Raw genomic sequence first — 26,463 nt, forward strand, 5'->3', positions numbered from 1 at the left:
TACCATATTTCCGTGAATGGCTTAAATGAAAACCGTTTAAAACCTGTTATGAAAAGTCTAAAAGCGCATTCGGAAAAACAAATAATTTATTTTTTGAACTGCAAAGGTTGGGTAGGAGTTAGGTAGAAGGAGATAGGGGTTAGGGAGGATAGCTCGCGAGCAACCTTTGCATTAAGCAATTACAAGAATGCGAAAATTACGCAAAGGGGAAAGCTATGGGCTATTGCCAACGATAGACGATACCCTAAATACAATAAAAAGATCGCCACTTCGCTCTGATCATCGCGATGACATTGCCGAAGAATCGTTAGAAAGATTACCGCGTCACTCCGTTCCTCGTAATGACGATGATAACGGTAGGAATGTGCTATCTAATGACAGATCATCACGTCGCTGTAATACTGATGATGACGAAGAAAACAGTTTTTGGGAACTACCGGATCATGTCCGATTAGATGACCAAGATAATTGTCCAAAAAATCCGCGAAATACCTACTTATTTCTGCGAACTGTTCGTAAAAGTGTGTTTAGTGCGTTTAAACGCAGTTTTAAAAACCATGAAATGCCTGTGCAAAATCCGCGAACCGGAAAAATTAATGTAACAAATAACAATTTTTTAGGGAGCATTCTACGAATATGTTGCCTGTTTTTCATATGTGTGTTGTTTAGTGATGCCCAGGCGAAGCCCGCTAGAGAGCGGGTTGTTAATGGGCAGATAGCGGTAGAGCGTATTAAAATTGGAGACCAAATCCCACCTGAGTTTTGGGAAAGAGCCTATCGGATAGTAAACCATCCTGAGGGGAAGTCCAGATTTTCATTTAATGAAATTAGAAATAGACCGCTTATTATTATTGATTTCTGGTCGACCCGATGCGGTACTTGCCTAGCCAATCTTCCGAAGCAGGAGAATCTCAAAAAAACTTTTGGCGATAGTGTCGCATTTATATTGGCTACGAATCAAGATGCAAAAGCAGGTGACTACCTGAGGGATCACGGCTATACCTTGTCTTCTGTGGTAGAGGTACGGGAAACTTTATCAAAATACTTTCCACAGCTGTTTCTTCCCATGTACGTTTGGATCAGTGGTGATAAAGTGGTTGCCATTACCCAACCGACCGAAGTAACAGAAGAGAAGCTAAGAAGCTACCTTGTGAATGGGAAGGCTCCAAGACGTCTTCGCGAAGATAGAATGGAATTCCGTATTGAAGATCCTTTCATGGCCGATAGTCTTATCTTCAATCCTACGGTATTTCGACATTCATTTACACTGGCAGGCTATCTTAAAAATGTGGCAGCTGGTGCGCAGTTTAAACCGGGTAGGCACGACAGCCCTACGTGTTTTGCGATTACTAATAGCAGTGTTAAGAAGATATATCAGAGCATTATAGCGCTTGACCATCCTGATCTGCGGAATCCGAACCGTCTCGTTTACCAGACGAAGTGGAAAGACATGATAGTCAATACAGAGGTGGATTACTACTACCGGGATAGTACGGCGCATCTGTATTCTTTACAGTATTCTTCTTTCATAGCGGATAAGGCTAAACTTGGGAGCCAACTACTGGCGGAGGTTAACGCTTTTTTTGCCGAGAGATATCATATTGTAGGTGAAGTGCAGCGGATGACAGTTCCGGCTTTTGTTTTAAAGAAATATACAGATTTAAATAAGAAACTTGTTACCGATCAAACCACGACTAGCGTACCCATATACCGGTTTGTCGATATGTTGGATGTGCAGAGCCACAAGTCGAAGACATTAATACCATGGGTGAACCAGACCGGCGAGAAGATGGAGTTGATCGCCGTTCCTGATATACTTCCAGAAGGACTGGAAGATATTAACAGGTTTATTATGCCACAAGGTTATAAGATATCGAAAGAAATGGTCGAGCTTGATATGTTCGCTATTCGAGACCTGATCGATAACAACCAGAAAGGAGGCACACATGATTAAGTATGTATGTTTGATCGTAAGTCTTTTATTAACGGTATCGATCTCTTTGGCACAAAAAGAAACTGTCGTCTTTCTGGATATCAGGAATGCGGAAGATAATTCGGGAATAGCGGGGGCTGTAATACATACCGAAGGTATAGGTAATTCTATTGTTGTATCCAGTACGGAAGGGAAATGTAAATTAGTTTTTACCAGTCTTCCTATCCGTATCCGGATAGCACACATGGCCTTTAAAAAAATGGAACTAGAGATAACGGAGGGGGGTGAACAAATTGTTTATCTGGATCCGCTAAGGAGAGAGCTCGAAGAGGTGCAGATTCATACTGGATACGAGAGCATTCCTAGAGAACGTGCCACGGGATCATTTTCATCACTTTCTGAAAAGGAACTGGAGCGAAGGGCTTCTCCCAGTTTGGTAGACAGGTTGGAGGGTACAGTCAGTGGGCTTAATCTCGATAGCAGATTGGAAGGTAGAAATAATGCGTTGATCGTGCGGGGCTATTCTTCCATACGGTCAGACAGAACACCGTTGGTCATCTTGGATGGTGCGCCTTATGAAGGAGATCTATCTGCTCTCGATCCCAACATCATCGCATCTATCACCGTATTGAAAGATGCTGCTGCCGCTTCGATTTGGGGAGCTCGCGCTGGAAATGGGGTGCTGGTAATTACAACAAAATCGGCCAGTGGTATGGGTACACAGGTCAAACTCAATAACTACTTAACGGTGGGAGCGATACCAAACCGCCATTACGATGCTTTTTTGCTGAATAGCCAGGAATTTATTGGTTTTGAACGTTATCTTTTTGACGAAGGATATTATAACGCATTGAAATCGAATCCAGGCTACCGCTCGTTCTCACCTGTTGTCGGACTTCTGTTAAAGGAGGCATCGGGCGATATAAGTTCGACGGTATTGACAGAGCAGTTGGCCCAATTAGGACAAGAGGACGTACGTTTGGATCTTGATAAGTATCTATTTCAGAACAGTTTTGAACAACAGCACAGTGTACAGCTCAGCGAGTCGGGAGAAAAATCAGCTCATTTCTTTTCTGGAAGTTGGAACAGAAACCGTTCCTATATACAGCGAAATGCTGATCAACGGCTTGCGTTGTTAGCAAGATCAACATTTAAAGTTGGCTCATGGTTAGAACTTTCGCCCAATATTCAATATAATAGAGGTATGTACCGGAATGAGGGGAGCACGTATAGGCAGATAGGCACAGGAGGGTTATATCCTTATGCCCGATTAGCTGATGGGGAGGGAAATGCGCTGGCATTAATTGACAATTACAATCCGTTGTTTTTGGAAGAACAAGAAAGTACCTCCCGTTTGGACTGGGATTATAGACCGCTGGAAGAGATGGCATTAAATCAGAATAGAAGGGAAAATAAACAGCTCTTAATGTCTTTCAGGACACAGGTTAACATAACCACAGGATTGAACCTACAGTTACTGTATAATTATCAGGATATCTCGGATCAGCTTAATCTTCTTTACGACCGAAAAAGCTACTATGTAAGAAATTTACGAAACAGGTATGCTTATGAAGAGAACGGGACGCTTCTGTTTCCAATAGCCGACGGAAGTATATTGAATAAGGAAGATGGCCGTATCTTATCGCATTTGGGCCGAGGGCAGGTAAACTTCTCAAGATCTTGGAAAAATTCTGATGTGAATCTATTGGCGGGTATGGAAATTAAACAGACGGTTGGCAGGCAATCATCTACTATGGTATATGGATATAACCCTGAAACCTTAACTTTTCAGACCCCCGATCTGAATACACGATTTTTGACTTTTCCGCAAAATAGTCGTGCATCTATACCCTCGGGGATAGGTTTTTCCGATCGTACAGACAGATTTTTGTCTTATTATTTCAACGGAAGCTATGCATTCAAAAATCGATACTTGATGTCCTTTAGCGCCCGCCGGGATGCCTCTAATTTATTCGGTGTCAATACCAATCAAAAAGCGGTTCCTCTTTGGTCTTCTGGTTTGGCTTGGACGCCTAGTGCGGAGGATTTTTGGTCACCAGATTTTTGGCTCTCTTTTCTCAAGATTCGCGCCACGGTGGGGTACAGCGGGAATGTCAACAAATCTTTAACGCGGTATAGTACCGCGCGCTATGGAAATACACTGTTAACCGGCCTACCCAGTGCTCAGATTCTTACACCACCTAATGAAGATTTAAGATGGGAAAAGGTGAAAACTGCTAATCTCGGACTGGATTTCGGAATTGAGGGGAATAAATGGAGTGGCTCTGTTGACTATTACCAAAAGCGAGGAACAGATCTTATCGGTGAGGCCGCACTAGATCCGACAACCGGCTTCTTCGTTGCCGATAAGTTTACATTTATTGGTAACAACTCGGAACTAAAATCACAGGGTGTCGATTTCCGCTTAAATGGGAATTTTAGAGTAGCCAAATTGGAATGGACACCCAGCCTTATTCTAAATTGGAATAGGGATGAAGTGGTTCGCTATTCAGGAACGAATACACTAGCGTTGTTCTCTTCGTCTTTTTCGGCTCCAATAGAAGGAAAACCATTAAACGGTGTCTTTAGCTTTCCATGGGCAGGCCTAGATCCAGTAGATGGAAGTCCCCGGTTTTGGTACGGAGATGAGATAACACGTGATTATGCTACTTTAAAAACCAATACCACTTTTGAAGATCTAACCTTTCACGGAACGTCCTTGCCTGTGTACTCGGGTTCCTTTTTTAACAGGCTTGTTTTCAGGCCGGTGGAACTTTCATTTAGTATTTTGTACGGATTGGGACACTACCTACGTCGCCCAAGTATCAGCTATGAAGATTTGGCGACAAATTGGGTAGGACATTCCGACTACAGTAAACGATGGATGCAGGCTGGTGATGAGCAATTTACTGAGGTGCCGGCTATGCCCAAGGTGGCCGATTTAAGTTTATGGACTATGCTATATACCAATTCCAGTACACTGATAGAACGGGCAGATTATATTTATTTAAAAGATATTCGTCTTGCCGTAGATCTCATGGGAGTGAAAAGACTTCCCGGTAAGAAAATAGTTAAATCAGCAGACTTATATCTAATGGTCAACAATGTTGGTCAACTTTGGGTAGCGAATAGTGCGAAACTGGATCCGCTGACCCACGAGAGCGCTTTTGGAAGACAGCGCTTTTGGACAGTAGGACTGAATTTTGGATTTTAATAACTGAAAAAATGAGAACGTTAATTTTAATAATTTGCTCCTGTTTATCCGTCAGTTGTATGGACGATTTTTTATCGGTGAAAACCGACAAGAGCATGATTATCCCATCAACATTGGAGGATTTTAGGGCTTTGATAGACAAGGCTGATGTAATGAATCAAACATTACCATATCTATCTCATCTGTCGTCCGATGATTTTTTTATACTTACCAATAACTATGCTTCCTTGACAAATATTTTAAAGCGCAATGCCTATGTTTGGAAAAAAGACCTTTATGAGGGTACTTCCGTAACGGACTGGAATAGAAGTTTTCATCAGATATTTTATGCGAACAATGTATTAGACGGACTGCAGAACTTAAAAAGTGAGGAGATAGAAGCGAGACATCTTGAGGGTGGTGCTTTATTTTTTAGGGCTTTTGCTTACTATAACTTGTCACAGGTTTTTTGCGCTCCTTACGATATTAAGGGAGAAAATGGTGGTCTAGGACTTCCTTTGCGATTAAAAAGTGACATAAGTGAGGTGGTCGGTCGTTCTACAGTGGAGGATGTCTATATGCAGATGGAAAAGGACCTGACGCGTGCAATAGTTCTGTTGCCCGAGCAATCAACTATCAAGACGAGACCCACCCAGTTTGCAGCAGCTTTGTTGTTAGCACGTGTACAATTATTGATGGGAAATTATGAAGGAGCTTTGTCTTCTTCACAGCGTATAATGGATAACTTTGAGCTATTGGATTTCAATACGCTTAACGCGTCTGCCACATATCCTATGGGGCAATTTAACAAAGAAGTTCTTTTACATAGTTCAATGTCATATACCTCTACAGTTTCTTCAACAGACTATGTGGACACGTTGTTAATTGGCGCTTATGAAAAAGATGATCTACGTGCCACCTCATGGTTTGTTCCCAGGAATGGCTATCATGTATTTAAAGGTAGTTATACCGGTGGTGCGTTGCTGTTCAATGGGCTGGCTGTAGATGAGGCATATCTTATCGCGGCGGAATGCTCGGCCCGACTAAATCTACTAGCTGAAGCCAAACGTATATTGTTGGAATATTTGACTAGTCGGTATGCAAATAATGTTGCGGTAGATCCGGTGACAGGGGATTCGCAGGCCGATGTTTTGAGAGCGGTTCTATTGGAAAGGAGAAAAGGTCTGCTGTACCGTGGGATAAGATGGTCGGATATCCGTCGCTTGAATAAAAATGATAATGCAGGTATAACGATTTCGCGAATGCTGGAAGGGCAGGTAATTTCATTAATTCCCAATAGTCTCAACTATGTGCTTCCTATTCCGGATGAGGTAATATTTCTTTCGGGAATAGCACAGAACCCCAGAGAATAATAAAAATCCGGCTCCGATCTTCGGGGCCGGATTTTTATATTAGTTCATGATTTTACTCACATAGTTTACATAGTTGGCTTCATGACCAGGGATAACGGTACGATTAGATCCGGTACCCTCTGTATCCTCTTCATTGTACAGTTTTGCACAATCCGGTTCCTCCAAAGTTTCACATTCTGGATCAGGGCCTTCTTCGAGTACTTGAGTGGGTTGATTACTCGAGTTAACTTCGAACCAAAATTGATCATCTGCTTTTTCTGGATTTATCCCAAAGGACATCATTAAGTAACTTGCTGAAGCAATGCCTAAAGCTATTAGCGGCATTGCGTTTTTAAAAATGAATCTTTTCATTTTGTACAATTTAAATGTTTTATAAAATTGATAGTATTTCGTCTTTTGGCAGACGATGGGCCTGTAGCGGAATTCTCCCTGAAAGCTCCGTTACGATTTAAATGACGTTGTAAAAAATATCCGATGATGCTAAGAGAGAGGAAAACTAGGTTAAACCAAAAATGCCATGTCCATCCAAGCTTAGGGATAACAGATCCGCATGAGCATGGTAGCCCCGTTTTTCCGAGTAATAAGGCCATACCTACGTAGTTAGTGAATAGGGCCATCATGAGCGATGAAAGTGCAAATCCGATATGCCTACTTTTTCGAATGATCAGCAGAATTCCGATGACTAACTCAGTGAAGGGTAGAGTATATATTAATGCTTCACCTAGTTTATTTGAAAATGGCTGACGATAAATTCCCGCTTTGAAGACTTCAAAATTGTAAAGCTTATCGATCGTAATCGGAATCCACAAAAAGAGTAGTACTACAATGATAATGTTTACGATTTTTTGTTTCTTTTTCATCTCTTTAAAGTTTACACTACAAAGGAAAGTCAGAAAAAGCAGGAAAATGTTACTGGTTTACGGAATCGATGTTACCTTTTTTCGGAAAATGAAGGTTGTAAACGGTTATTTTGATTGTTTATCAAGTTCATGTGTGTTAAAGGCGTTATTCCGGTTTCGCGTTTGAAAAATCGATGAAAGGCAGATCGGTTTTCAAAGCCGCAGTATAGTGCAGTCTCTCGTGCGGTTTTACCTTCCTGTAGTAAGCCTTTAGCCTTCTCCATAACGCATTGCTTCTTAAAGGCATTGAGTGTGATACCGCATTCTTCCTTAAAAATAGCGCTGAGGTGCTTCAGGCTGATCGCAAGCTTATCGGCAACCTCCGCCAGTTTCAGGACGATGCCAAAATCTTCTGTATCGATCTCGATAATCTTTTTCGCTGAGGTCGCTAGGTACTGGTTATAATTGTCGGGGCCCTGCTCGCGCAATACGCTGTCTTTGGAGAAGTGGTGCAGCTGCCGGAGGTGTTCGCTGATAAATACCGCATGATCCATACTTCCTTTTTGGAGATTACGGCATAGATGATAGATGTAAGTGGCCGTAACCGGGTCAACGGGAAAATCTATACTCGCTACGGGATAAGGGCAGTTTTCAAAGTGTGCCCGCAGGGGCGGCTGCAGGAATTTGAAGGTCTCATCGGCACCATACCGAAAGATCCCCGTATCAAAATAAAAGCTGAACAGCCGATGCCTGCCATCAGATACCTTGAACCAATAAGTGCCTGGCACCAGATAAATGTAAATCGCACGTTGGGCGTCGAGGTGAAACAGGCATTTGCCGGCGTCGTCCCGCAATTCGATATGTCCCCGGTTTTGCATCAGATAGAATACATGCACATCCCGCTGTTTGACTTCGATTGGGATATCGACGGCTTCATCCAATACGATGTCGTAGTGTTGCAGGTAACCGTACCAGCCTTTAAAGCGTTGCTTAATGCAGCTGCGGCTTCCTTGTTTTCGATAGAGGATATCGCCATCGCTAAAGATAATGGAAGGGGATAGCGGTGCAGTTAGTGCTGGGCCAAGCGGGCAGCCAAAGATGTGGTCGAGTTCAATAAAGTAGGTTTTTTTCATAGCTAGCTATTTTAGGCGGGCTAATTTCACACTCGGCATCCACAGCGGCACAGAAAAATCGTACGTCAGCGATTTTGGTACGTATATCTTATTTTTCTGGGGTAGATCGTATATATTTTGTGGTGGGTCGATTTACCTTGTTCCAGATCGGGTAAAAATCAGTTATGGGATAACGTACGTTTTTTTTCGTTTTTAACAAAATAACTCTTGCACCTTGCCGGGGATTAATCAGAGTTATTTCTGTTTTACACAGCAGATAAGGCCAGTCGGGTGTGTGAAGCGCAATTAAAAACGTAAACAGGTTCAATAATGAAAAATGCAAAAGAACAAGTACTGATGCGCCATCAAGAGATGGTGTTGGAAAATGAGGTGATCGCATGGTCGCATCTTCAAAAAATCTTTGGATCGGAAGGGGACCAGGAGTCCAAGCGTAAATGTCCAATCGTAACGCCTTTATTATAATCTATCACTTACCACAGATCAGACCCTCCGTTTAAGGCGCGGCGGGTCTGTTTTAACCAAATTAAAGATCATGTATAAACCAATAAGCGATTGGGATTTTGCGTTATTCAGCGCTAATCTCCATCAATATCTACCTGAGATATCTTGGGCATACCATACAACGGTATATGAGCAATGGAAGGAATGGCACTACGGGGACATCGTGCGCAATGCGATTTTGGAGGGTGATGAGCTGGATCAGATCCGTAAGCTTCCACCCGGTGTGTTCGTTCTTTTCCATACGGGCCATCACATGCAGGAACCGCTGTCGCTAGCCAAAGCGGGCCTGCTCTTTGATATCATCCTAGACCGTACTGTATACACGCGGTCAAAGCTTGTTTTTGATCGCTTGCAGCAGGAAATGAACCGTGATGGGTTCGAGTACCAGTACCTGTTTAGTGAGGATGCGTCTTTGCTGTTGCGCGTACGAAATAGCCTACGCCAGGGGCGGCACATTCTGGTATTTGCCGATGGCTCCTCGGGTACGCCGATTGCGGGCAAAGATGACCGAATCCTGGTTCCGTTCTTGGATGGACAGCTGCATTTGAAAAAAGGAATACCCCTCATGGCACATATTTTTAAGGTAAGCTTATACCCGATTTTATCCGTACCGACCTGTCGCGGAGTAAAAATAGTGTTACAAAAATCTATCATGGCAACAAAGGGTGAAAGCCGATCGGATTTTATTTTCAGGGGGGGACGGGCGCTCTTTTCTGTACTGGAACCGGTGCTGCGCGATGCCCCCTGGCAATGGGAATGTTGGCTGTATTTACACACTAACGGCATGTTAAAGTTGATCGATGAAGATTTAATGGAAGCACGCAAAAGGGATCCGATGGTGTTACTTCCATTAGGCGATAAGTACTACTTGTTCGATAGACGTTATTACAATGCGCAAAGGTTAAATTTTGTACTTAAGCTATGATTTTTTAGTTTTAAGATATCTATATCCTAATGATGAAAAATAGCTTATATGTTATGTTACTTTGGAACCTATTGAGTTTTGTTGTATTCTGTTTTTTTTTAACCGTGCTAAATATACTATCCGACCAAATGGAAATTCCGCTGAGTCACATTACGGCAGCTAGTGCTTTGTTCGCATTCTTCTACATGGTACTTTTTGTAGCCTGCTGGTATCTCGTTATGACAGACTGGTATAACCGGCTGATTGGAGCCATGCTTACGTTGCTTGCGGTCGGGCTGGCGATGTGCTGCATGTATCCTATGCTATACGATTGGTTGCCCCGGTTAGGGGTCGTATTTCAGCGGGCGGATACTGATTTTGATCTTGGGGAATTCCGGAGCCGTATCCTAACGGCATTCAGTTTCGTATGGACCTGCGCCTTCGCTATGGTATTTTTGGTTCGAAATGCACAGAAAAAGGCAGCGATTCGTAAAGCCGAGGTGGAACGCGAGGCACTGATGGTTAGTATAGAAGATTTGCGTGTACGTATAGAGGTTAAAAACCTGGCACCTCATTTTATCGAGGCGGTTATTGCAACCACGATGGGTAAGCTTACCATGGATAACCAGGATGATTACTTGGATACGCTGATGGTATTATCGGAGGTGATGCGTTACGCGCTCAAGATGCAGGAGGCCGAGTTGGACATAAGATTCGCCGACGAGTGGCGGCAGGTCGAAAATTTGGTGCGATTAGGCAAAAGCTACTTCGGTGATAGATCACTCATATTGGAAGCGCCAGTAGATAAGCCGGATACCTATATTCCTATTGGAACATTGTTGGCTCCGGTAGAGAACATGATGAAGTATGCTACGCTGACAACAGCCTCACCGGGTCATATCGTTTTAATGTCGGACAATCGGCAGTGGCGATTCAGATCGAGCAATCGGTTTCGACAAGAAAAGCGGAATAGTATACCGGGAACGCGCATGGGCTTTATACTCATGCAGCAGCGGATTGATGCGGGTAACTGGCCCATTCGTATTGAACGTGTAGAAGACGGCGACTGCTTTACGGTACACGTCGCGGGCGAAATTGCTACGATATTAAGCAACGGAACATGGTAAAGGACGTATATACGATCATGATCTTGGACGACGATCTGTCTTCGACAAAATTATTGCAGCGAATGTTGCTCCGCATACCGTATGTCGACGTAGTCCATGAGGTGAATGACCCTGAAGAAGCATTAAAACTTCATCATGTTGATCCCGTGGATATTTTGTTTTTAGATATGGAGATGCCGACGATGATGGGCTGGGAGTTTGCCCAGTTACTGGATAATCCGCCGGTTATCCTCGTGTTTACTGGGCACGGCCAGTACGGTTTTGAATTTCAAAAAATCAAGGCAAAAGCATATATTAATAAGCTTTTTTCGTGGGACGAACTGAATTACGCGATTACGGTGGCCATCAAAGAGGTGGACGAACGCGAGGAGGCAAAGCGGAATCTGAATACGATGATCCCCATACGTAATTTTAAAACCAAAAGAAGACAAGTGATCGAGTTGGCTGATTTGGAATATGTCAGTGTGAACGATAATATCGTATCCCTGTACTTCAAAGATAAAGAACCGATCGAATACCGGATCGCACTAACAAAACTCATGCAAGACCTACCGGATCATCGGTTTGTTCGGATAAGTGCGAAGGAAGCAGTCAATATAGATGCTGTTAAATCCTATTCCAGAAAAGAAGTGCATCTCCATGGTCATGCGAAACCGTTGGCTATTTTGAATCCAGATGCCTATGATAAGCTAACAGAGTCGATGAAAGGTGGAAACTAATGGAAGTTAAAATGCCCAACTGATCAATATAGTGGGTAAATGTTAAAACCAGCCGCTTTTGGAAGTGGCGAAAAACGTGCTAACCAGTTATGAAAAGTTTAGTAAACCTTGTCCTTCAGGTTTTGAAGGATACTTATTTGTTAGTAAACGAAATCAAACAACATATCGGATACCGTAGGCTTCCATTGGAGAAAAGGCGACGCTGGACCAAGTGGGAGGTAATCCAGGAGCTTGGTATGAGCGAGTCTACGTACAATCGCCATATCAAATCGGGATTACTCAGGCCGATGCGCCTTACCGGTGAGGACAACTATTTTGAGGAGGATCTGCAGGAGGCGTTCGAGCAGAGCCGGCTCAAAGGCAGGATCTGATTACTGTCTTACAGTATACTTTAGCAGGGGTGCAGCTTTATGTAGGAGTTGTAACAGGTCTGATGTGCTTTGTATTGACTTCTGTAGGCATGCTATTGCATTTTGTATCTCATCTATCACCTGCTGTATGTGCGTTAGCAAGGTCCGACAGTACACTATGCCGGCAGATACGTCTTTTATACATCCTTATAAGTCGTATAACGGCGTGTGTATGCCTGTTACCGCATGGAATAGATAGGATGCAACATGCCGTACGTATGCTATAGAGTGGGGTAGTCTCCATAACAGGTTGTATATCTTGTTTAGCAAGATTTGTATTTCGCGTAGCGTACGTTGAATGTACGCCACAATGTGCTGTATGCTGTGTTTTTTGGTGTTGTTTAGATTTATCCTGTCTGAAAATGTCTCATCGTGTCAATTTATGCCAAATCGTGTCAAAAGTCGACATGGGTCACTTTGCATACCTACGTTTGTATCGTTCGGTCAGCTCGCGAGGACTAAGGAACGAGAAGAATAGGTGAGAGGTGAATGTCGGCTTCATAGATCACCCTGTTCACGAAAACTAAAAAAAATGGCAATTAAAGCAAAAGCACTCATCAGTTTTTCTCGGATGAAAGACGATGAACTCGTAGTGACAGCCAATACCATTATTGGCGCAATGACAGACAACAGTAATTATCCCGCCCCGGCACCTGTGCTCGATGATGTTCAGATCCTGTTGGATGACTTTACGGGAAAACTGGCAATATCCCGCAAGCGCGGATCACCGGAGGATACGGCGATTAAGAATGATAGCAAGGAACCGCTTGCTGAGGCATTGCAACAACTTGCCTATTATGTGAATTCGGTGGCTAAGGGAAGGCTTGCTATTCTCTTGAGTTCGGGATTCCCGACAAACAGTATGGGATCTGCGACTTTGGTGCCGCTAATGGTGGAATCGGTGAAAATGAGTGATGGGCGGCAGTCGGGACAGGCTCGTTTAAACTTTGCAGCGCAGCGAGGGGCACTGATCTATGAGTATCAGTACCGGATGATCACACAGCCGGAGTCGGAATGGAGCGACCGCCTCACGACGACATCGAGTCGCAACAATATACTCGCTCCACTAGAGGTCGGGAGGCGCTATGAGGTGCGTGTACGTGCCGTTAATACGCAGGGAGCAGGCGACTGGAGTCAGACCGCTAGCATTTTGGTACGATAGTGATTGGTGACTATGAAGACACATACACTCTATCTCCGACGGAAATACGGAGAGAAGGGAACAAATGGAACCATCACCTATAATGGTGAACACGTATGCCATACAATTGAATTACCGGACCAGAACAACACGCCGCGGCTGAGCTGTATCCCGGAAGGACGCTATAAATTGGAAAAGCGCGTCTATCCGAAAAATGGCGAGCAGATCGGTATCCCTGCCGTACTCGGTCGTGAAGCGATCCTGATCCATGCAGGTAACGATGCCCAGAAGCATCTGCTCGGCTGTATTGCTCCGGTTACGACATTGACCGGGGAAGGCACAGGCGACGACAGCCGTAAGGCTTTGGGAAAACTGAAAGCACTGGTGTACAGTATGTGGGATATGGAGGCAGAAGTGTTTTTAGTGATTAGGGGGTAGAGAATTAGGAATGACGAATTAGAAAGTTTCACTTCTTATCCTTTTAACCTTCTAACTTGTTAACAATCAAAACAATGAAACACATCATAAACAAAATCAGCCAAGCAGTACAGGTGGTATTGCTGGCTCCAATTAAATTGCCGGGCAAGGCATTGAATATTTTAAAATATGTGGCCGTAGGGCTGGGGATTATCGAATCGGTACTGGATAACGGGAAGCAGGAACCGGAAACTGAGGGTCGGGGATTGGATAAAGGGAATGTGGATGACGGCGAGCAAGCGGAGGGTAATATCGCAGAAAGGAAGGAGAAGCACGATGAGGCCACTGAATAATGTACAGATGGGTACGCTTGGTGGTACGCTGTGTTCGATCTGGAATAACTTCGACTGGTCTAATATGCTGCATACAGCATTAATGGCGGCTATCGGTGCTACGGTCAGTTATCTCGTAAGCCGGCTATTGGAAGGGAAACAGCGACGGCGATAGGATGTTAGACACCCTGGGAGTATGCATACTCCCAGGGTGTTTTTTATACGGCTTGCTTTTCAACGGAATGTACAGCATGTTCCAAACGTCCGAATATTATTCAATAAGCGAGTTGATATCACGAACTGCGTGTCGTACGGCAATGTCCTTCATCAATATATCATCAACCAATGTGTTTAGGATAAGGGGAATGCCTGTTTTGATGTATTCGGCTATTCCTCCGGATTTGAGATACGCCATCACGGCAGCTTCTCCGCTATCTAATGATTTAAAGCGTATAAACTCAGAATAGGAAAATGGAAATAATTCCATAGACAGTTTAACAAATCTTTCAAATGAAATGAAAGAAGTTGCTGCGTGGCAGATATTTTTATTTTTTTTTAAAAAGACACTTGACTTTTTGCAATCGGATATTTTAATTTGTAATCAAATTTTAAACTTAGCAAGGGGTACATTTACCGAGCATTTTTTTGTGACTATTATTCTATAAAATATAAATTTTAGTTATTGGATTATGTTAACACGATTACAATTTAACCACGCACAACAATTTAGTTTTTATGCGCTTTTTTTAGCGCTATTCTTTGGTTACAACTACCAAGCTCATGCACAGCAGTCGGCAACACAAAGCAACGCCAAATCTGCTTTTGAAACACCATTAATCAACATCGAAGCGGCTTCAAACGAACCTTTTCGGTACAATGCCACCCTACGAAATGGTGGCGGAGAAGCCGTCCTGTACGACTTGGATACCCAGTTGCCTGCCGGTTGGCAGATCAGTTATCGGGTTCAGGGAAGTTTTGTGAAATCGATCCGTTTAGAAGCCGGACAAATGCAGGACGTCAGCATAGAAGTTAACGCGGCGTATACAGCCAAACCCGATAAATACAAGATACCCGTTCGGGCTGTATCCAAACAGGATACCCTCAGCCTGGACCTCGAAGCCGTGGTGAAGGGCTCGTATAGCATTGAAATGACAACCCTCACAGGTCGGCTTAGTGACGAAGTAGTGGCCGGAAGCAGTAAGGAAATACAGGTCATCTTAAAAAATACGGGCACGCTGCCACTTAACGATGTGGAACTAAGCTCCCAATTGCCTGCCAAATGGGAAGCTACCTTCGAGCCTGCGAATATCAAACAGCTTGAGTCCGGAAAAACCGTTGATGTAAAGATCAACCTTAAAGTGCCCGACAAAACGATTGCAGGCGACTATGTCGCTAAATTTACGGCCAGAAATCCAAACGGATCGGCAGAGATTTCCTTCCGCGCTGCGGTAACGACATCCATGCTGTCGGGCTGGATAGGTGTACTCATTATTTTAACTGCAATATGCTTGGTCTATTATCTCATCCGGAAATACGGCCGCAGATAGGAGGTTGAATGATGAATGATTCGATAATACAATTATCCGGTCTGACAAAACGATACGGGTCGTTGACGGCGGTCGATAACCTGAATCTGTCTATAGCGAAGGGCGAAATATATGGCCTGTTGGGGCCAAACGGCGCAGGAAAGACAACGAGTATCCTGATGATGCTTGGTCTGACGGAACCTGACGAAGGTACAGCACATGTATGCGGACACAATGCAACACGAAATCCGATAGCTGTTAAAAAAAAGGTAGGTTACCTACCCGACAGTGTGGGCTTCTATGATAACATGACCGCGCTCGAAAACTTACGTTTCATTGCCCGTCTCAATGGATTATCTGAAGCGGAGGCGCACACGCGATCTACGGAGATGTTGCAAACCGTGGGGCTGGCGCAAGCGGCACACAAAAAGACGGCAACCTATTCGCGCGGGATGAAACAGCGGCTTGGCCTTGCTGATGTGTTGATTAAACAGCCCGAGGTCATCATTTTGGATGAACCTACCTTGGGTATTGATCCGAGCGGCGTAAACGAATTTTTGTTATTGATTAAACAGCTTAGTAGGGAGCAAGGGCTCACCGTGCTGCTCTCGTCGCACCATCTGCATCAGGTGCAGCGGGTATGCGACCGGGTGGGTATATTCGTCGAAGGGAAGCTGTTGGTAGACGGTAATATCCAGACACTCGCCAAAGACTTACTGAATAAGGAAGGGTGTACCACTACCGTGGTGTTGCAGACCGTAGAAGAGGCATCGCTGCAGCAGATCAAAGCTGATTTGGAAAAGCTACAGGGTTTCCAAACCTTGTCCATTAACGACAAGGTATTGGAACTGGAGACAACGGCCGATATAACACCCGAGATCGTGCGCACAATGGTAAAGCATGGAGCGGATATCATCGGTGTGCAACGGAAAGAATATAGCTTAGACGATATCTACGAGAAATATTTCGAAGACCATTAAAAACCACATTATACATATATGAACAATTTAAAGGTTTCTTTCAAAGCTGACCTCCTCACCATATTAATTAATAAAGAGGTTGCTGCCCATATCCGTAGCTGGCGCTTTATCGTATTGATCTTGCTCGTGCTATTAACGTTTTTAGCATCGACTTATGTCTCATCGGCAAACTTGCGCAATGCAGTTAATAATGCACAGGATCCGGATCAGGCTTTCCTGTACCTCAAGCTCTTAACCAATACAGACAATTCGGTGCCTGCATTTCATGTGTTCCTCAATTTTTTGGCCCCACTGCTCGGCATTGCATTGGGTTTTGATGCCATCAACTCGGAGCGAAATGGCGGAACCCTTACCCGCTTAATGGCACAGCCTATCTATCGGGATAATTTGTTAATTGCTAAATTTATAGGACCTTTAATCATCGTAGGTACCTTATTGAGTGCACTTATTCTGTTCCTGATAGGGGGAGGATTATTGGCAACCGGCGTGCGGATGGAACCGCAGGAGGTGTTGCGGATCGTCGGGTTCGTTATCCTGAGTGTTATCTACATCGGCTTTTGGCTCAGTCTTTCCATCTTACTCTCCATCCGGTTTAAACAGGCTGCTACCTCTGCGCTTACAGCCATAGGGATTTGGTTGTTTTTCACGGTATTTTTTCCGATTGTGATTAATCTGCTTGTACACGCGCTGCTGCCCAATCCTAATTATTTGTCGGAAGCGCAATTGATTAAATACAACGAATTGATATTGAATCTGCTGCGCCTATCGCCGGGGCAGCTCTATACCGATGCGACAACGACGCTGTTGATCCCTTCGGTACGTAGTCTTGGCCCGGTATCGATGGAACAGATGATCGGTGCGATTCCATCGTCGCTCGGTGTTAAAGATAGCCTGCTCATCGTATGGCCGCAGCTAAGCGGACTGATTGCTGCTACGGTGGTATGCTTCGCGCTTTCGTACTACATATTTATGCGAAAGGAAATACGGAGCTAATCCGATCAACATTAAAGCAGTCTCCTACAGTTCTCTTTGATAAAGATAGGAGACTGCCTTATGTTATGGTTATGAATCTTGTATAATTCAGGGTGTCATGATATTCTATTCCAATTAACACTACGTTAATATTCGTTTCATATTTTTGCGGATATGACAGTGGTTAAACGAATAGATTCCGTTATGCAGGACAACCTGACCCGCTTGGTAACAGGTGATCAACAGGTATTTAAGCTGGTTTTCGATCACTATTTTCCTATAATATACCGACGGATCTACAGCAGGTTGCACGATGAGGAGCAAACGGATGACTTGGTGCAGGAGGTTTTTTTAGCCCTGTGGCTGGGTAGAGAAAAGTTAACGAATGTAGAATCGCTGGATGCCTACCTTTCGGGGATCGCTAAAAACCAGCTGCACAGTTATTTTAGACGTAATAAAAAACGGCTCCTTGAATCGGATTATACCGAAGCGCAGTGTGCTAACCTGTACGATGAAACCACAGAACCGGATTATGTGCTGGAGACCAAGCAGCTCCGGCAGGACATCGAAAAAATAGTCGAAAGTATGCCCGCAACAATGATGCGCTGCTTTCAACTGTACCACAAAGAAAGATATTCCATAAAGGAAATTGCCATGACATTAAGCCTGAACGAACAGACCGTTAAAAACCACCTGAGCGTTGCCAAAGATCGTATTAAGAAACTTCTCCCCCAGTTGGGATTTCTAGCGATACTATTTTTTAAGGATACGATTTAAGCCCTTTATCGCTTATCCGGCTGTCTAAATCATATACTTTTTGTTGTTCATAAAAAAGAAATGATTTCTTAATATTTAATTAAAGTACTTTCTGCTTCCAATAACCACTATACAGAGAACATCATGGAATGATCGCAATAGAATATGGAAGATAACGAATTCGAAGACTGGTACAATAAGGCGGATGAAAGTACACCTATTCCTGTGTTAGATAATCAGGAATATAGGAACCTGCGTCAACAGAAAATATGGAATAGCATTAGCGCACGGATTAGACCGAAAAAGCGCATCAAAGTCTGGCAGCTTATTGCGGCTTCTTTTCTTCTTGTAGGTATAACAGCTATGTATATGGTTAATCACCTGCACACAGAATCGGCAAAGGTCGAATATGTACGCCATCAATATCAAACACAGCGTGGTGAATCAAAAGAGATCACCTTGCCCGATGGTTCCCTGCTTTATTTATTTGCCGATAGTCGCGTAAGTCTGGATTCGGCGCACTGGGCAAGTAATCGGGAATTGCTGTTGGAAGAGGGGGAAATTTTTGTTGATGTAAAGCGGGATACGGCACATCCGTTCCGTATTCATACCGATATCCATGTTATTCGCGTGTTGGGTACTTCTTTCCGGGTGCGTAGCTACAGTAATGATGATGACCGTGAGGTTGCTGTAAAAACCGGATTGGTGGAAGTGAGCGGTATAGCGAATCAACTGGAGAAGCTGCACCTGGCAGCAGGTGAAAAACTAGTGTATCAACTGGCCTCGGGACGCTACCAAATCATGGAAGAAGATGTGAGCGATATAGATAGCAAGATCTATGGGAAATTAGTCTATAAGCAAGAACATTTGGGACGGATTCTTCAGGACTTATCGCGGATGTATGATGTGGATATAACCTGTAAAATACCTGGTGAAGAGCAGTATACGGTTACGTTTGATCGGAAATCCCTTCAGCGTGATTTAGAAAAATTGGAAACGATAGGTGGCCTGAAATCAAGGCGTGTCAATGGTGTTATAGAAGTGTATAAATAAAAAAACCGTTCTGGGCCAACAGAACGGTAAGATAAATTAAACATTAAATAGTTATTTAAAACCTCAATCAAAAGTATGAAATTATTTTTAAAAAAAACGCTGGGATGGACCAACGGATGGTCGTTCTATGTTAAATTATTCCTGTTGTTTTTAACAGTTGTACCGGATGCCGTTGCGCAGACAGATAAAAAGATGGATATTCAGCTACAGGCTGAACCCCTTATTTCGAGTTTAGAGCGGGTAGCCAAAAGCTATGGATATACCCTGGAATTCAAGAACGGTCTTATACCGGCTAATGCAAAAGGGACTGCAAAATCGTATAAACAAACGACTTTACCCGTTATTCTAGACCAGATGCTTGAGAATTTTTCAATTGGATATAAACTAGATGGCCGTAGTGTATTATTGTTTCAGCAGGAAAAGAATAAGAACGAAAAGCCAAATCAGCGGATTATTCAAGGGCATGTTACTGATCAAAACGGAGAGCGGCTCCCCTTTGCTAACGTGGAAGTAATACCATTGGGGCACAACAGCATTACAAGTGCGGATGGATCTTTCCGATTTGTGGTTCCAAATGATAGACCATATAATTTGGTGGTTAGGTATATGGGGTATGAACAGTTTGCTCTGGATCTGGGAACCACCCCGGTACAAAATCCGATTACGGTGAAAATGCTTCCTTCTACGCATGAAATGACCGGAGTAGAGGTAAAAGGGATGCGAAAGGGAGAGGTAACGGCGCTAAGTGCCATGCGCGAAGCGCCTAATATGCAATATGTTCTTTCGAAGGAACAAATTGAACGCTTTCCTGATCTCACAATTGGCGAAGCCTTACAACGTGTACCTGGTATTACTATGGCATATTCGTATGGACTGCCACAATCTGTTATCATGCGCGGTCTGGAGGCAGAAGATGGATCGGTAAGTATAAATGGCAACCGTATGCCATCTACCGAACCGCGGTATCGGGTAGTGGATCTAAACGGTATTCTGGCTTCTACGGTAGAGCGTATTGAGGTACACAAGACCTTGACACCCGATATGGAAGGAGACGGTACGGCCGGAACCGTCAATATTGTAACCAAGAACCCTCCGAGCGGATCACGCTTTTTCGATGCCAATGTATCGGGAGGACATAATTTTATGTCTGCTAAGGAAAATTATATTGCCGGCCTAACCTGGGGACAACGGCAGAATAAATGGGGGTATGTAATGGGGGCCAATTATTCCAAAACCGGAAGAGGTGAGGATCGGATCAAGAAGTCATACGGTAGTACGTTTGGTGGCGAAGACCTGTACACCTTGTTAAAGGGTATTGAATTGGAAGCTACAGATATAGAGCGCAAAAATCTGGGTATCCAAGGGGAACTGAATTACTACCTAAATGATAACGAAAAATTCTACCTGCGGGGAAGTTACAATGGCTACATCGACGAACAATATCAGCACAATCAAAATTTCGGTATCAAAAAGTACACAGCTATAGACCATGCGGATGATATTATCATTGAAGGCGATGGATGGTACCGTCATCAGGAGCGGAATACGCTCATGCTGTCTACCGGAGGGAAGAAGTTTTTTGGACAATTGGGAGTCGACTACGACATGAGTTACGCTAATGGATTCTATGAAACGGATCGAAATTACCGTAGCTTATTTGAACAGAAAAAATTAAGCGGAAATATTGATCTGAGTGACCCTCAAGCACCTCAGATTCGTTTTGATCAAGAGGATGTTTACCAGGCTGGTCTTTTTGAGCAGAAATACCTGCGGGATAGAAAAGAGAAAAGTACGGATCGGGATCTGAACATCAGTCTAAATATGCAGCATCCTTTCCGTCTTTTTAGTGCAGACAAAGGTATATGGAAAATGGGGGGACGATACCGGAATAAATCTAACGAGCGCAACCGCTCTGAAGACGAGTACAAGTCGGTTAATAAATTAACATTGGAAGGTCTAACAACGAGTTTCAAGCGTAATGATTTTTTTCAGAATAGCTATAATCTGGATCTTTTTCCTGATGCACTGAAATCGTACACATACCTGCAACAAAATCCGGATTTGTTTTCCTTTGACGAAGCGGGGAGTATCCGAAACTCAATTCCCGATACCTATACGGGTGGTGAATCGCTGATGGCGGTATATAGTATGGTGAACTGGACCATTCGTAAACTTGCTGTAGTTGCGGGTGTACGCTACGAGCGCACACAAATAGACTATACGGGATCTGTACTTAAATTAGGCGTGAAAGATGTGTTTAAAGAGGATTTAGAAGTTGTTTCCACGAATCATTTTGACGGTTTTTTACCCAGTATTAATTTGAGATACGCCTTGGACCACCGCACTAATCTACGTTTTGCAATGACACGTTCCTTATCTCGTCCGGGATATTTCGATTTGGTTCCCTGGGAAGAAGCACGCGAGCAAAACGGTAATATTAAACGTGGAAACCCGAACTTAAAACAGGCTTCTGCGACTAATTTAGACTTCACGGCAGAGCATTATCTGGAATCGGTGGGGCTAATCTCACTATCGGCTTTTCATAAGGACGTACGAGACAAGGTTTATAAAGAAAAAGTAGATCAGGTAGGTGGCGAATGGGATGGCTGGACGATCGAAACTCCTCGAAATGGCAAGGATGCAAAGGTGTATGGAATCGAGTTGGCTTGGCAGCAGCAGTTTACCTTCTTACCGGGTTTCTTAAACGGTTTCGGAGTCTATTCAAATTATACGAGGTTATGGTCTTCTATGCGTGCGCCGAATGAAAAAAATGGAGAACGGGTAATGTTACCCGATGCGAGACCGGGCTCGGGTAATGTGGCGATATCATACGAAAAATATGGTTTTTCGGGTCGTATAGCTGCGAATTTTTACGAACAGTTTGTGAGTTCATTAGGTGGTACGCCTGAGCAGGACAGAATGGAAAGGGGCCGCGCGCAATTGGATTTTTCGGCCTCTCAACGATTAACCAAACACCTGTCTCTATTCTTAGGGATAAATAACATGACCAATGCACCGATTTCTACCGGGTATCGTGACGGGCGGCCGGATAATGACCGAAACTACGGTACATGGGGTAATTTAGGCCTTCGGTTTTCTTCTTTTTAATGATTAATCATCTTACAACAAAAACAATGAATATATCTCATATCCTGTGTTTGACTGCACTTTTGTGCTTTGGTACATGTCAAACAAAAGCAAAAAATCAAATAGGATTGGAGTCGGTATCGGTGCTGACACCTGATTCTATTCCTTCCATCGTTCATCTTGAAGATACCGTGCTCATGGAGTCTTCGGGATTGGCATTTAGCCAATACCACAACGGTATTCTGTATACGCATGAGGATAGCAAATGTGAAAATAAGATTACCGTTTTTGACCTGCAGGGAAAAACGAAAGCCCGGATTTGGCTTAAAGGTGTCGAAAACAGAGACTGGGAGGATATTGCCGTGATCGCACATCCCTCCGGCAGCTCTTATATTTACCTTGCCGATATTGGGGATAATGCACAAAAGTATGCTGAGGTTTATCTTTACCGTTTTGAAGAACCTAAACAGCTGGAGATAGACATGGAAGTCGAAGTAGAACGTATTTCTTTTCAGTATCCTTCGGGTCCGTTGAATGCCGAAACGCTTTTTTTTGATCCGATAGACAATGGTTTATGGATCGTAAGCAAGGAAAAGGAAAACTGTGGGCTGTACCGATTGCCTTTTGATATTACTTCTGTAGCTGCGGATACCTTACTGCTTGCAGAGAAGATGGGGACACTCCCGCTGGAAAGAGTGACAGCTGGTGATATTAGTCGGGATGGACGGTTTGTCATGCTGCGGACGAAGCCCGGTATCTATTTGTGGGAACGAAAAGCGAAAGAATCTTTACCGATGCTTATGTCGCAACAGCCTACGTTGATTAAACATCGTCCCGAACATCAAAGTGAAGGGATCGCAATAGCACCGGACGGATCTGGATTTGTGACGAGTACGGAAATACAGAAAAAGAGCGGGCTTAAACCTTATATCAGTATTTACAGATGGTAGTATAGTATAGCAGCATAGAAGAAAGCCTCCTTTTATTGTTATGGAATATCACGACAGTTGAAAGGGGGCTTTTTGTTGTTTGCCATCGCTGACTTTTGGTAACAAGAAGTTGGATAATCGTAAAATAGTTTAGGATCTGCGGAAGACAACCTCTATCTGCGCTGTCGAAAAGAGAGAGGAATCGGTGATTGGTACGGAAAAGGGTAGTGGAGAAAGGGTGGTTACATGGTTTACATAATGCTGTACATAATATGTTCCATGATAGGCATGTGCTGATAAGTAACTGACCATTTCATGCAGCTCAGTGGTGCTGATGAGGTCACGATGCCATGTAGTACGTACTTCAAAGTTGATGCGAGATTCCTGAAGAAGATGCAGGCTTTTTTCAAAGTCGGCGTGCAGATGAGAACGTGTAATGCCGGCATAGGATTTTGCAAGGGCTTTAAAATCCAATGCAACATAGTCTACATATCCTTGATGGATTAGTGCTTCCAGTACGTTTGGCCGGGAGCCATTGGTGTCGATTTTTACCAGAAACCCCATTTCTTTTGCGGCACGTACCATCTCCGGAAAACCGGAGTGTAAGGTGCATTCGCCGCCACTGAATACAACACCGTTTAACAGATGTTTTCGTGATGCTAAGAATTGCAATGTGTCTTCAATGGTCAGCGTTCCTTTGCCCAATACAATCTCCGGATTGTAACAGTATAAACAACGCATATTGCAGCCCGCAAACCAAAGGATGCAGGCTGTGTGATCGGGGTAGTCGAGTAGTGTAAAAGGGGTAATGCTATAAATCGGTTTTTGCATGGAACTCCCTAAAATGTGTACGCTGCTGATGTTCGCCTTTTTTTCCAATGTTGAAACTTTCTACTGGTCGGTGATAACCCATGACCCGTGTGTAGACAAGACATTTACTCCGTTTATCCTCATGCTGTGCGAGGATTTTCTCATGTTGTTGTATGTTCATGGTGTAAAGTATTTAATTGATGATTATTTAAAATAAGATTGTCGCATTTCGGACAGTATTCATGCTCGCCATTGAGATAGCCGTGTGTCGGACAGATACTGAAAACGGGTGTGATGGTGATATAAGGTAATTTGAAGTTGCGGATAATGGTCTGTACAAAACTGAGACAGGCTGTGGGGGAGCTAATACGCTCGCTCATATAGAGATGAAGTACAGTTCCTCCGGTATATTTGCATTGGAGTTCATCCTGTAGGAGTAAGGCTTCGAATGGATCAGCGGTATAATCTACGGGAATTTGCGAACTGTTGGTATAATAGATATTAGGATATGTTCCGGCCTGTAGGATCTCAGGAAAGCGTTTGAAGTCTTCTTTTGCGAAACGATAAGTGGTGCCTTCAGCAGGCGTAGCTTCGAGGTTGTAGAGGTTGCCGGTTTCTTCCTGAAATTCCTGCATACGGATGCGGATATGATTTAATATGCGCTTGGCAAAGGCAATACCTATCAGGGATGCGATATCCTGTTGATTTTGTGAAAAGTTGCGGATCATCTCGTTCATACCGTTCACGCCAATGGTAGAGAAATGATTGCGAAAGTGGGATAGATACCGTTTTGTATAGGGATATAATCCTCTGTCGTAGAGTTCCTGTATACAGGATCTTTTTTTTTCGAGTGTAGATTTGGCAATCAGCAGCAGTTCATCCAGACGTTGATAGAGTTTTTCCTCTTCTCCGGCAAAGAGATAACCCAATCGGGCCATATTGATCGTCACGACACCAATACTTCCCGTCATCTCGGCGCTACCAAAAAGACCGTTACCTCGCTTAAGGAGCTCCCGCAGGTCGAGCTGAAGGCGGCAGCACATACTCCGCACCGCGTTGGGCTTATAGGCTTCGGGATTTTCGATCTTGTTGCCCAGATCATCGATAAGATACTGGCTGCCTATGAAATTCTGGAAATAGGAGGAACCTATTTTTGCCGTATTTTCAAACAGCAGTTTGGCATTCTCACTGTGCCAGTCAAAATCTTCGGTGATATTGACCGTGGGTATAGGAAAGGTAAATGGCTGTCCATACGCATCACCTTCTGTCATGATCGTATAGTACGCTTTGTTAATCATGTCCATTTCCTTTTTGAAATGTTTGTAACATAGATCCGTTGGATGCGTAACACCTTTTTCCTGAATAAGGTTTAGGAGATAAGTATCGGTAACCCCGGAAAAGAGGTGAACATCGCCGCGTGTAGGAATCTGATCCCGGAGATCCTCGGGTACGGTCCAATCGAGTGTAATATTGGTGAAGGGGGATTGTCCCCAGCGTGCGGGTACATTGAGGTTATAGACGAAGCTGCGGATGGCTTTGTACACCTCTTTGTATGTTAGTTGGTCAAGAAAAACATAGGGCGCGAGGTAGGTATCGAACGAACTGAACGCCTGCGCTCCAGCCCACTCGCTTTGCAGGATGCCAAGGAAATTAGCCATTTGACCAAGTGCTTCTCTGAAATGTGCGGGAGGGCGGCTTTCGACCCGCCCCCTGACACCGTTGAAACCTTCGTTGAGCAGTACCCGTAAACTCCAGCCTGCACAGTAACCTGTAAGGCAGTCCAGATCGTGAATATGGATATCCCCATTCCGATGTAAGGCTCCCTCTTCTGGGCTATAGACTGCATCTAACCAATAGTTCGCAATAATCTTGCCTGCTGTATTATTCACTAATCCGGCATTGGAATAGGATGTATTGGCATTGGCATTGATTCGCCAATCGGTTTGTTGTACATATTCCGAAATGGTCTGTGTGCTATCTACGTACGTGGTGTAGGGATTGAAAATCTCGGAATGATCCCGTTGCATCTTACGGGTATGTCGGTATAGCATGAAAGATCGCATGGCATCATAATGTCCGCGTTGGTAGAGTGTATGTTCAATCAGGTTTTGGATATCCTCCACGGCCCAGCTTTGTGCGGCTTGTAACTGCTCCATGACTTGATTGAATACGGCATCGTCTGGCTGCTGTGATACACTGATGAAGCATTTTGCGATCGCATCTTGTATTTTATAGGCTTGGAAAGGTTTGGATATGCCGTTTCTTTTGATAACTTGTTTCATATCGTTTGGTGAAATGTGTCTAAAAAAGCCATGATAGCGATATTGT

26 protein-coding genes are annotated in these 26,463 nt (G+C 43.9%); 19 read left to right on the forward strand and 7 right to left on the reverse strand.

Annotated elements, in window-relative coordinates:
• The first annotated feature begins 187 nt into the window (after nucleotides 1-187).
• Genes E4F24_RS10620 through E4F24_RS10630 form a run of 3 tightly spaced genes read left to right on the forward strand, consistent with a single transcriptional unit; the run spans nucleotide 188 to nucleotide 6,499 of the window.
• Nucleotides 188-1,954 carry a TlpA family protein disulfide reductase gene (locus E4F24_RS10620; RefSeq protein ID WP_140938674.1) on the forward strand — a complete coding sequence of 589 codons (1,767 nt, stop codon included), beginning with the start codon at nucleotides 188-190 and terminating at the stop codon, nucleotides 1,952-1,954.
• A complete protein-coding gene (locus E4F24_RS10625) occupies nucleotides 1,947-5,147 on the forward strand; it encodes a SusC/RagA family TonB-linked outer membrane protein (RefSeq protein WP_140938675.1) in 3,201 nt (1,066 codons plus the stop codon). The genes E4F24_RS10620 and E4F24_RS10625 overlap by 8 nt, the downstream gene beginning before the upstream one ends.
• Nucleotides 5,148-5,206: 59 nt before the next feature.
• A complete protein-coding gene (locus tag E4F24_RS10630) occupies nucleotides 5,207-6,499 on the forward strand; it encodes a RagB/SusD family nutrient uptake outer membrane protein (protein WP_181182441.1) in 1,293 nt (430 codons plus the stop codon).
• Nucleotides 6,500-6,538: 39 nt separating this feature from the next.
• Here the strand turns inward: E4F24_RS10630 and E4F24_RS10635 are convergent, their stop codons facing one another.
• The 3 genes from E4F24_RS10635 to E4F24_RS10645 all read right to left on the reverse strand — a co-directional run bounded on the left by E4F24_RS10635 (nucleotide 6,539) and on the right by E4F24_RS10645 (nucleotide 8,471).
• Nucleotides 6,539-6,850 (reverse strand): hypothetical protein, encoded by a 312-nt coding sequence (locus E4F24_RS10635; RefSeq protein ID WP_140938677.1) that lies wholly within the window; start codon nucleotides 6,848-6,850, stop codon nucleotides 6,539-6,541.
• Nucleotides 6,847-7,359 (reverse strand): MauE/DoxX family redox-associated membrane protein, encoded by a 513-nt coding sequence (locus E4F24_RS10640; RefSeq protein ID WP_181182442.1) that lies wholly within the window; start codon nucleotides 7,357-7,359, stop codon nucleotides 6,847-6,849. Before E4F24_RS10640 ends, E4F24_RS10635 begins: the two co-directional genes overlap by 4 nt.
• Before the next feature lie 71 nt (nucleotides 7,360-7,430).
• A complete protein-coding gene (locus E4F24_RS10645; protein WP_140938678.1) occupies nucleotides 7,431-8,471 on the reverse strand; it encodes a helix-turn-helix domain-containing protein in 1,041 nt (346 codons plus the stop codon).
• A gap of 336 nt (nucleotides 8,472-8,807) precedes the next feature.
• On the opposite strand from E4F24_RS10645, the gene E4F24_RS14065 reads away from it, so the two are divergent.
• The 9 genes from E4F24_RS14065 to E4F24_RS13820 all read left to right on the forward strand — a co-directional run bounded on the left by E4F24_RS14065 (nucleotide 8,808) and on the right by E4F24_RS13820 (nucleotide 14,197).
• Entirely contained in the window at nucleotides 8,808-8,933 is a 126-nt protein-coding gene (locus tag E4F24_RS14065; RefSeq protein WP_262708997.1) for a hypothetical protein, read from the forward strand.
• Nucleotides 8,934-9,003: 70 nt separating this feature from the next.
• Entirely contained in the window at nucleotides 9,004-9,897 is an 894-nt protein-coding gene (locus E4F24_RS10650; protein WP_140938679.1) for a lysophospholipid acyltransferase family protein, read from the forward strand.
• 128 nt (nucleotides 9,898-10,025) lie between these two features.
• Complete coding sequence (locus E4F24_RS10655; RefSeq protein WP_140938680.1) at nucleotides 10,026-11,003, forward strand: LytS family sensor histidine kinase; 978 nt, start codon at nucleotides 10,026-10,028, stop codon at nucleotides 11,001-11,003.
• The gene (locus E4F24_RS10660) at nucleotides 10,997-11,722 is read left to right on the forward strand and encodes a LytR/AlgR family response regulator transcription factor (protein WP_140938681.1); all 726 of its coding nucleotides are present in this window, start codon (nucleotides 10,997-10,999) and stop codon (nucleotides 11,720-11,722) included. The genes E4F24_RS10655 and E4F24_RS10660 overlap by 7 nt, the downstream gene beginning before the upstream one ends.
• Before the next feature lie 89 nt (nucleotides 11,723-11,811).
• Nucleotides 11,812-12,093, forward strand: coding sequence for a hypothetical protein (locus E4F24_RS10665; RefSeq protein WP_140938682.1), 282 nt, complete (start codon nucleotides 11,812-11,814; stop codon nucleotides 12,091-12,093).
• Nucleotides 12,094-12,610: 517 nt separating this feature from the next.
• Complete coding sequence (locus tag E4F24_RS10670) at nucleotides 12,611-13,294, forward strand: fibronectin type III domain-containing protein (protein ID WP_140938683.1); 684 nt, start codon at nucleotides 12,611-12,613, stop codon at nucleotides 13,292-13,294.
• 12 nt (nucleotides 13,295-13,306) lie between these two features.
• Nucleotides 13,307-13,711 carry a DUF5675 family protein gene (locus E4F24_RS10675; RefSeq protein ID WP_140938684.1) on the forward strand — a complete coding sequence of 135 codons (405 nt, stop codon included), beginning with the start codon at nucleotides 13,307-13,309 and terminating at the stop codon, nucleotides 13,709-13,711.
• A 74-nt stretch (nucleotides 13,712-13,785) separates the two neighbouring features.
• Nucleotides 13,786-14,043 (forward strand): hypothetical protein, encoded by a 258-nt coding sequence (locus tag E4F24_RS10680; RefSeq protein WP_140938685.1) that lies wholly within the window; start codon nucleotides 13,786-13,788, stop codon nucleotides 14,041-14,043.
• A 7-nt stretch (nucleotides 14,044-14,050) separates the two neighbouring features.
• Nucleotides 14,051-14,197: a hypothetical protein gene (locus E4F24_RS13820; RefSeq protein ID WP_181182443.1), complete on the forward strand. Its 147-nt coding sequence runs from the start codon at nucleotides 14,051-14,053 to the stop codon at nucleotides 14,195-14,197.
• Between the two features lie 96 nt (nucleotides 14,198-14,293).
• On the opposite strand, the gene E4F24_RS10685 is transcribed toward E4F24_RS13820, so the two are convergent.
• The gene (locus E4F24_RS10685) at nucleotides 14,294-14,509 is read right to left on the reverse strand and encodes a hypothetical protein (protein ID WP_181182444.1); all 216 of its coding nucleotides are present in this window, start codon (nucleotides 14,507-14,509) and stop codon (nucleotides 14,294-14,296) included.
• Between the two features lie 202 nt (nucleotides 14,510-14,711).
• Between E4F24_RS10685 and E4F24_RS10690 the strand changes: the two genes are divergently transcribed.
• From E4F24_RS10690 to E4F24_RS10720, 7 genes are all read left to right on the forward strand, one after another.
• Nucleotides 14,712-15,569 (forward strand): COG1470 family protein, encoded by an 858-nt coding sequence (locus tag E4F24_RS10690; protein ID WP_140938686.1) that lies wholly within the window; start codon nucleotides 14,712-14,714, stop codon nucleotides 15,567-15,569.
• 11 nt (nucleotides 15,570-15,580) lie between these two features.
• Nucleotides 15,581-16,528, forward strand: a complete 948-nt coding sequence (locus E4F24_RS10695; RefSeq protein ID WP_140938732.1) for an ABC transporter ATP-binding protein — start codon at nucleotides 15,581-15,583, stop codon at nucleotides 16,526-16,528.
• A gap of 18 nt (nucleotides 16,529-16,546) precedes the next feature.
• A complete protein-coding gene (locus E4F24_RS10700) occupies nucleotides 16,547-17,521 on the forward strand; it encodes an ABC transporter permease subunit (RefSeq protein ID WP_140938687.1) in 975 nt (324 codons plus the stop codon).
• 153 nt (nucleotides 17,522-17,674) lie between these two features.
• Nucleotides 17,675-18,277, forward strand: a complete 603-nt coding sequence (locus E4F24_RS10705; protein WP_140938688.1) for an RNA polymerase sigma factor — start codon at nucleotides 17,675-17,677, stop codon at nucleotides 18,275-18,277.
• A gap of 144 nt (nucleotides 18,278-18,421) precedes the next feature.
• Nucleotides 18,422-19,309, forward strand: a complete 888-nt coding sequence (locus E4F24_RS10710; RefSeq protein ID WP_140938689.1) for a FecR family protein — start codon at nucleotides 18,422-18,424, stop codon at nucleotides 19,307-19,309.
• A 75-nt stretch (nucleotides 19,310-19,384) separates the two neighbouring features.
• Complete coding sequence (locus E4F24_RS10715) at nucleotides 19,385-22,417, forward strand: TonB-dependent receptor (RefSeq protein ID WP_140938690.1); 3,033 nt, start codon at nucleotides 19,385-19,387, stop codon at nucleotides 22,415-22,417.
• A 26-nt stretch (nucleotides 22,418-22,443) separates the two neighbouring features.
• Entirely contained in the window at nucleotides 22,444-23,346 is a 903-nt protein-coding gene (locus tag E4F24_RS10720) for a hypothetical protein (protein WP_140938691.1), read from the forward strand.
• A gap of 129 nt (nucleotides 23,347-23,475) precedes the next feature.
• Here the strand turns inward: E4F24_RS10720 and E4F24_RS10725 are convergent, their stop codons facing one another.
• The 3 genes from E4F24_RS10725 to E4F24_RS10735 are packed head-to-tail and all read right to left on the reverse strand — an operon-like array spanning nucleotide 23,476 to nucleotide 26,417.
• Nucleotides 23,476-24,156 carry an anaerobic ribonucleoside-triphosphate reductase activating protein gene (locus E4F24_RS10725; protein ID WP_140938692.1) on the reverse strand — a complete coding sequence of 227 codons (681 nt, stop codon included), beginning with the start codon at nucleotides 24,154-24,156 and terminating at the stop codon, nucleotides 23,476-23,478.
• Nucleotides 24,137-24,316 (reverse strand): anaerobic ribonucleoside-triphosphate reductase, encoded by a 180-nt coding sequence (nrdD, locus tag E4F24_RS14070; RefSeq protein WP_140938693.1) that lies wholly within the window; start codon nucleotides 24,314-24,316, stop codon nucleotides 24,137-24,139. The genes E4F24_RS10725 and nrdD overlap by 20 nt, the downstream gene beginning before the upstream one ends.
• Nucleotides 24,297-26,417: a ribonucleoside triphosphate reductase gene (locus E4F24_RS10735; RefSeq protein ID WP_140938694.1), complete on the reverse strand. Its 2,121-nt coding sequence runs from the start codon at nucleotides 26,415-26,417 to the stop codon at nucleotides 24,297-24,299. Before E4F24_RS10735 ends, nrdD begins: the two co-directional genes overlap by 20 nt.
• Nucleotides 26,418-26,463 lie beyond the last annotated feature (46 nt).

Origin of the sequence: Sphingobacterium lumbrici (genome assembly GCF_006476045.1) — a bacterium.
Taxonomy (GTDB): domain Bacteria; phylum Bacteroidota; class Bacteroidia; order Sphingobacteriales; family Sphingobacteriaceae; genus Sphingobacterium; species Sphingobacterium lumbrici.

Excerpts from the sequence above, each read along its gene's own strand:
- E4F24_RS10640 (WP_181182442.1), bottom strand. The coding sequence starts at position 7,359 with ATGAAAAAGAAACAAAAAATCGTAAACATTATCATTGTAGTACTACTC.
- E4F24_RS10700 (WP_140938687.1), top strand. The coding sequence starts at position 16,547 with ATGAACAATTTAAAGGTTTCTTTCAAAGCTGACCTCCTCACCATATTA.
- nrdD (WP_140938693.1), bottom strand. The coding sequence starts at position 24,316 with ATGAACATACAACAACATGAGAAAATCCTCGCACAGCATGAGGATAAA.
- E4F24_RS10625 (WP_140938675.1), top strand. The coding sequence starts at position 1,947 with ATGATTAAGTATGTATGTTTGATCGTAAGTCTTTTATTAACGGTATCG.
- E4F24_RS10660 (WP_140938681.1), top strand. The coding sequence starts at position 10,997 with ATGGTAAAGGACGTATATACGATCATGATCTTGGACGACGATCTGTCT.
- E4F24_RS10675 (WP_140938684.1), top strand. The coding sequence starts at position 13,307 with ATGAAGACACATACACTCTATCTCCGACGGAAATACGGAGAGAAGGGA.
- E4F24_RS10705 (WP_140938688.1), top strand. The coding sequence starts at position 17,675 with ATGACAGTGGTTAAACGAATAGATTCCGTTATGCAGGACAACCTGACC.
- E4F24_RS10715 (WP_140938690.1), top strand. The coding sequence starts at position 19,385 with ATGAAATTATTTTTAAAAAAAACGCTGGGATGGACCAACGGATGGTCG.
- E4F24_RS10725 (WP_140938692.1), bottom strand. The coding sequence starts at position 24,156 with ATGCAAAAACCGATTTATAGCATTACCCCTTTTACACTACTCGACTAC.
- E4F24_RS10655 (WP_140938680.1), top strand. The coding sequence starts at position 10,026 with ATGGAAATTCCGCTGAGTCACATTACGGCAGCTAGTGCTTTGTTCGCA.
- E4F24_RS14065 (WP_262708997.1), top strand. The coding sequence starts at position 8,808 with ATGCGCCATCAAGAGATGGTGTTGGAAAATGAGGTGATCGCATGGTCG.
- E4F24_RS10645 (WP_140938678.1), bottom strand. The coding sequence starts at position 8,471 with ATGAAAAAAACCTACTTTATTGAACTCGACCACATCTTTGGCTGCCCG.
- E4F24_RS10710 (WP_140938689.1), top strand. The coding sequence starts at position 18,422 with ATGGAAGATAACGAATTCGAAGACTGGTACAATAAGGCGGATGAAAGT.
- E4F24_RS10735 (WP_140938694.1), bottom strand. The coding sequence starts at position 26,417 with ATGAAACAAGTTATCAAAAGAAACGGCATATCCAAACCTTTCCAAGCC.
- E4F24_RS10665 (WP_140938682.1), top strand. The coding sequence starts at position 11,812 with ATGAAAAGTTTAGTAAACCTTGTCCTTCAGGTTTTGAAGGATACTTAT.
- E4F24_RS10635 (WP_140938677.1), bottom strand. The coding sequence starts at position 6,850 with ATGAAAAGATTCATTTTTAAAAACGCAATGCCGCTAATAGCTTTAGGC.
- E4F24_RS10620 (WP_140938674.1), top strand. The coding sequence starts at position 188 with ATGCGAAAATTACGCAAAGGGGAAAGCTATGGGCTATTGCCAACGATA.
- E4F24_RS10695 (WP_140938732.1), top strand. The coding sequence starts at position 15,581 with ATGAATGATTCGATAATACAATTATCCGGTCTGACAAAACGATACGGG.
- E4F24_RS10680 (WP_140938685.1), top strand. The coding sequence starts at position 13,786 with ATGAAACACATCATAAACAAAATCAGCCAAGCAGTACAGGTGGTATTG.
- E4F24_RS10720 (WP_140938691.1), top strand. The coding sequence starts at position 22,444 with ATGAATATATCTCATATCCTGTGTTTGACTGCACTTTTGTGCTTTGGT.
- E4F24_RS10630 (WP_181182441.1), top strand. The coding sequence starts at position 5,207 with ATGGACGATTTTTTATCGGTGAAAACCGACAAGAGCATGATTATCCCA.
- E4F24_RS13820 (WP_181182443.1), top strand. The coding sequence starts at position 14,051 with ATGGGTACGCTTGGTGGTACGCTGTGTTCGATCTGGAATAACTTCGAC.
- E4F24_RS10650 (WP_140938679.1), top strand. The coding sequence starts at position 9,004 with ATGTATAAACCAATAAGCGATTGGGATTTTGCGTTATTCAGCGCTAAT.
- E4F24_RS10685 (WP_181182444.1), bottom strand. The coding sequence starts at position 14,509 with ATGGAATTATTTCCATTTTCCTATTCTGAGTTTATACGCTTTAAATCA.
- E4F24_RS10690 (WP_140938686.1), top strand. The coding sequence starts at position 14,712 with ATGTTAACACGATTACAATTTAACCACGCACAACAATTTAGTTTTTAT.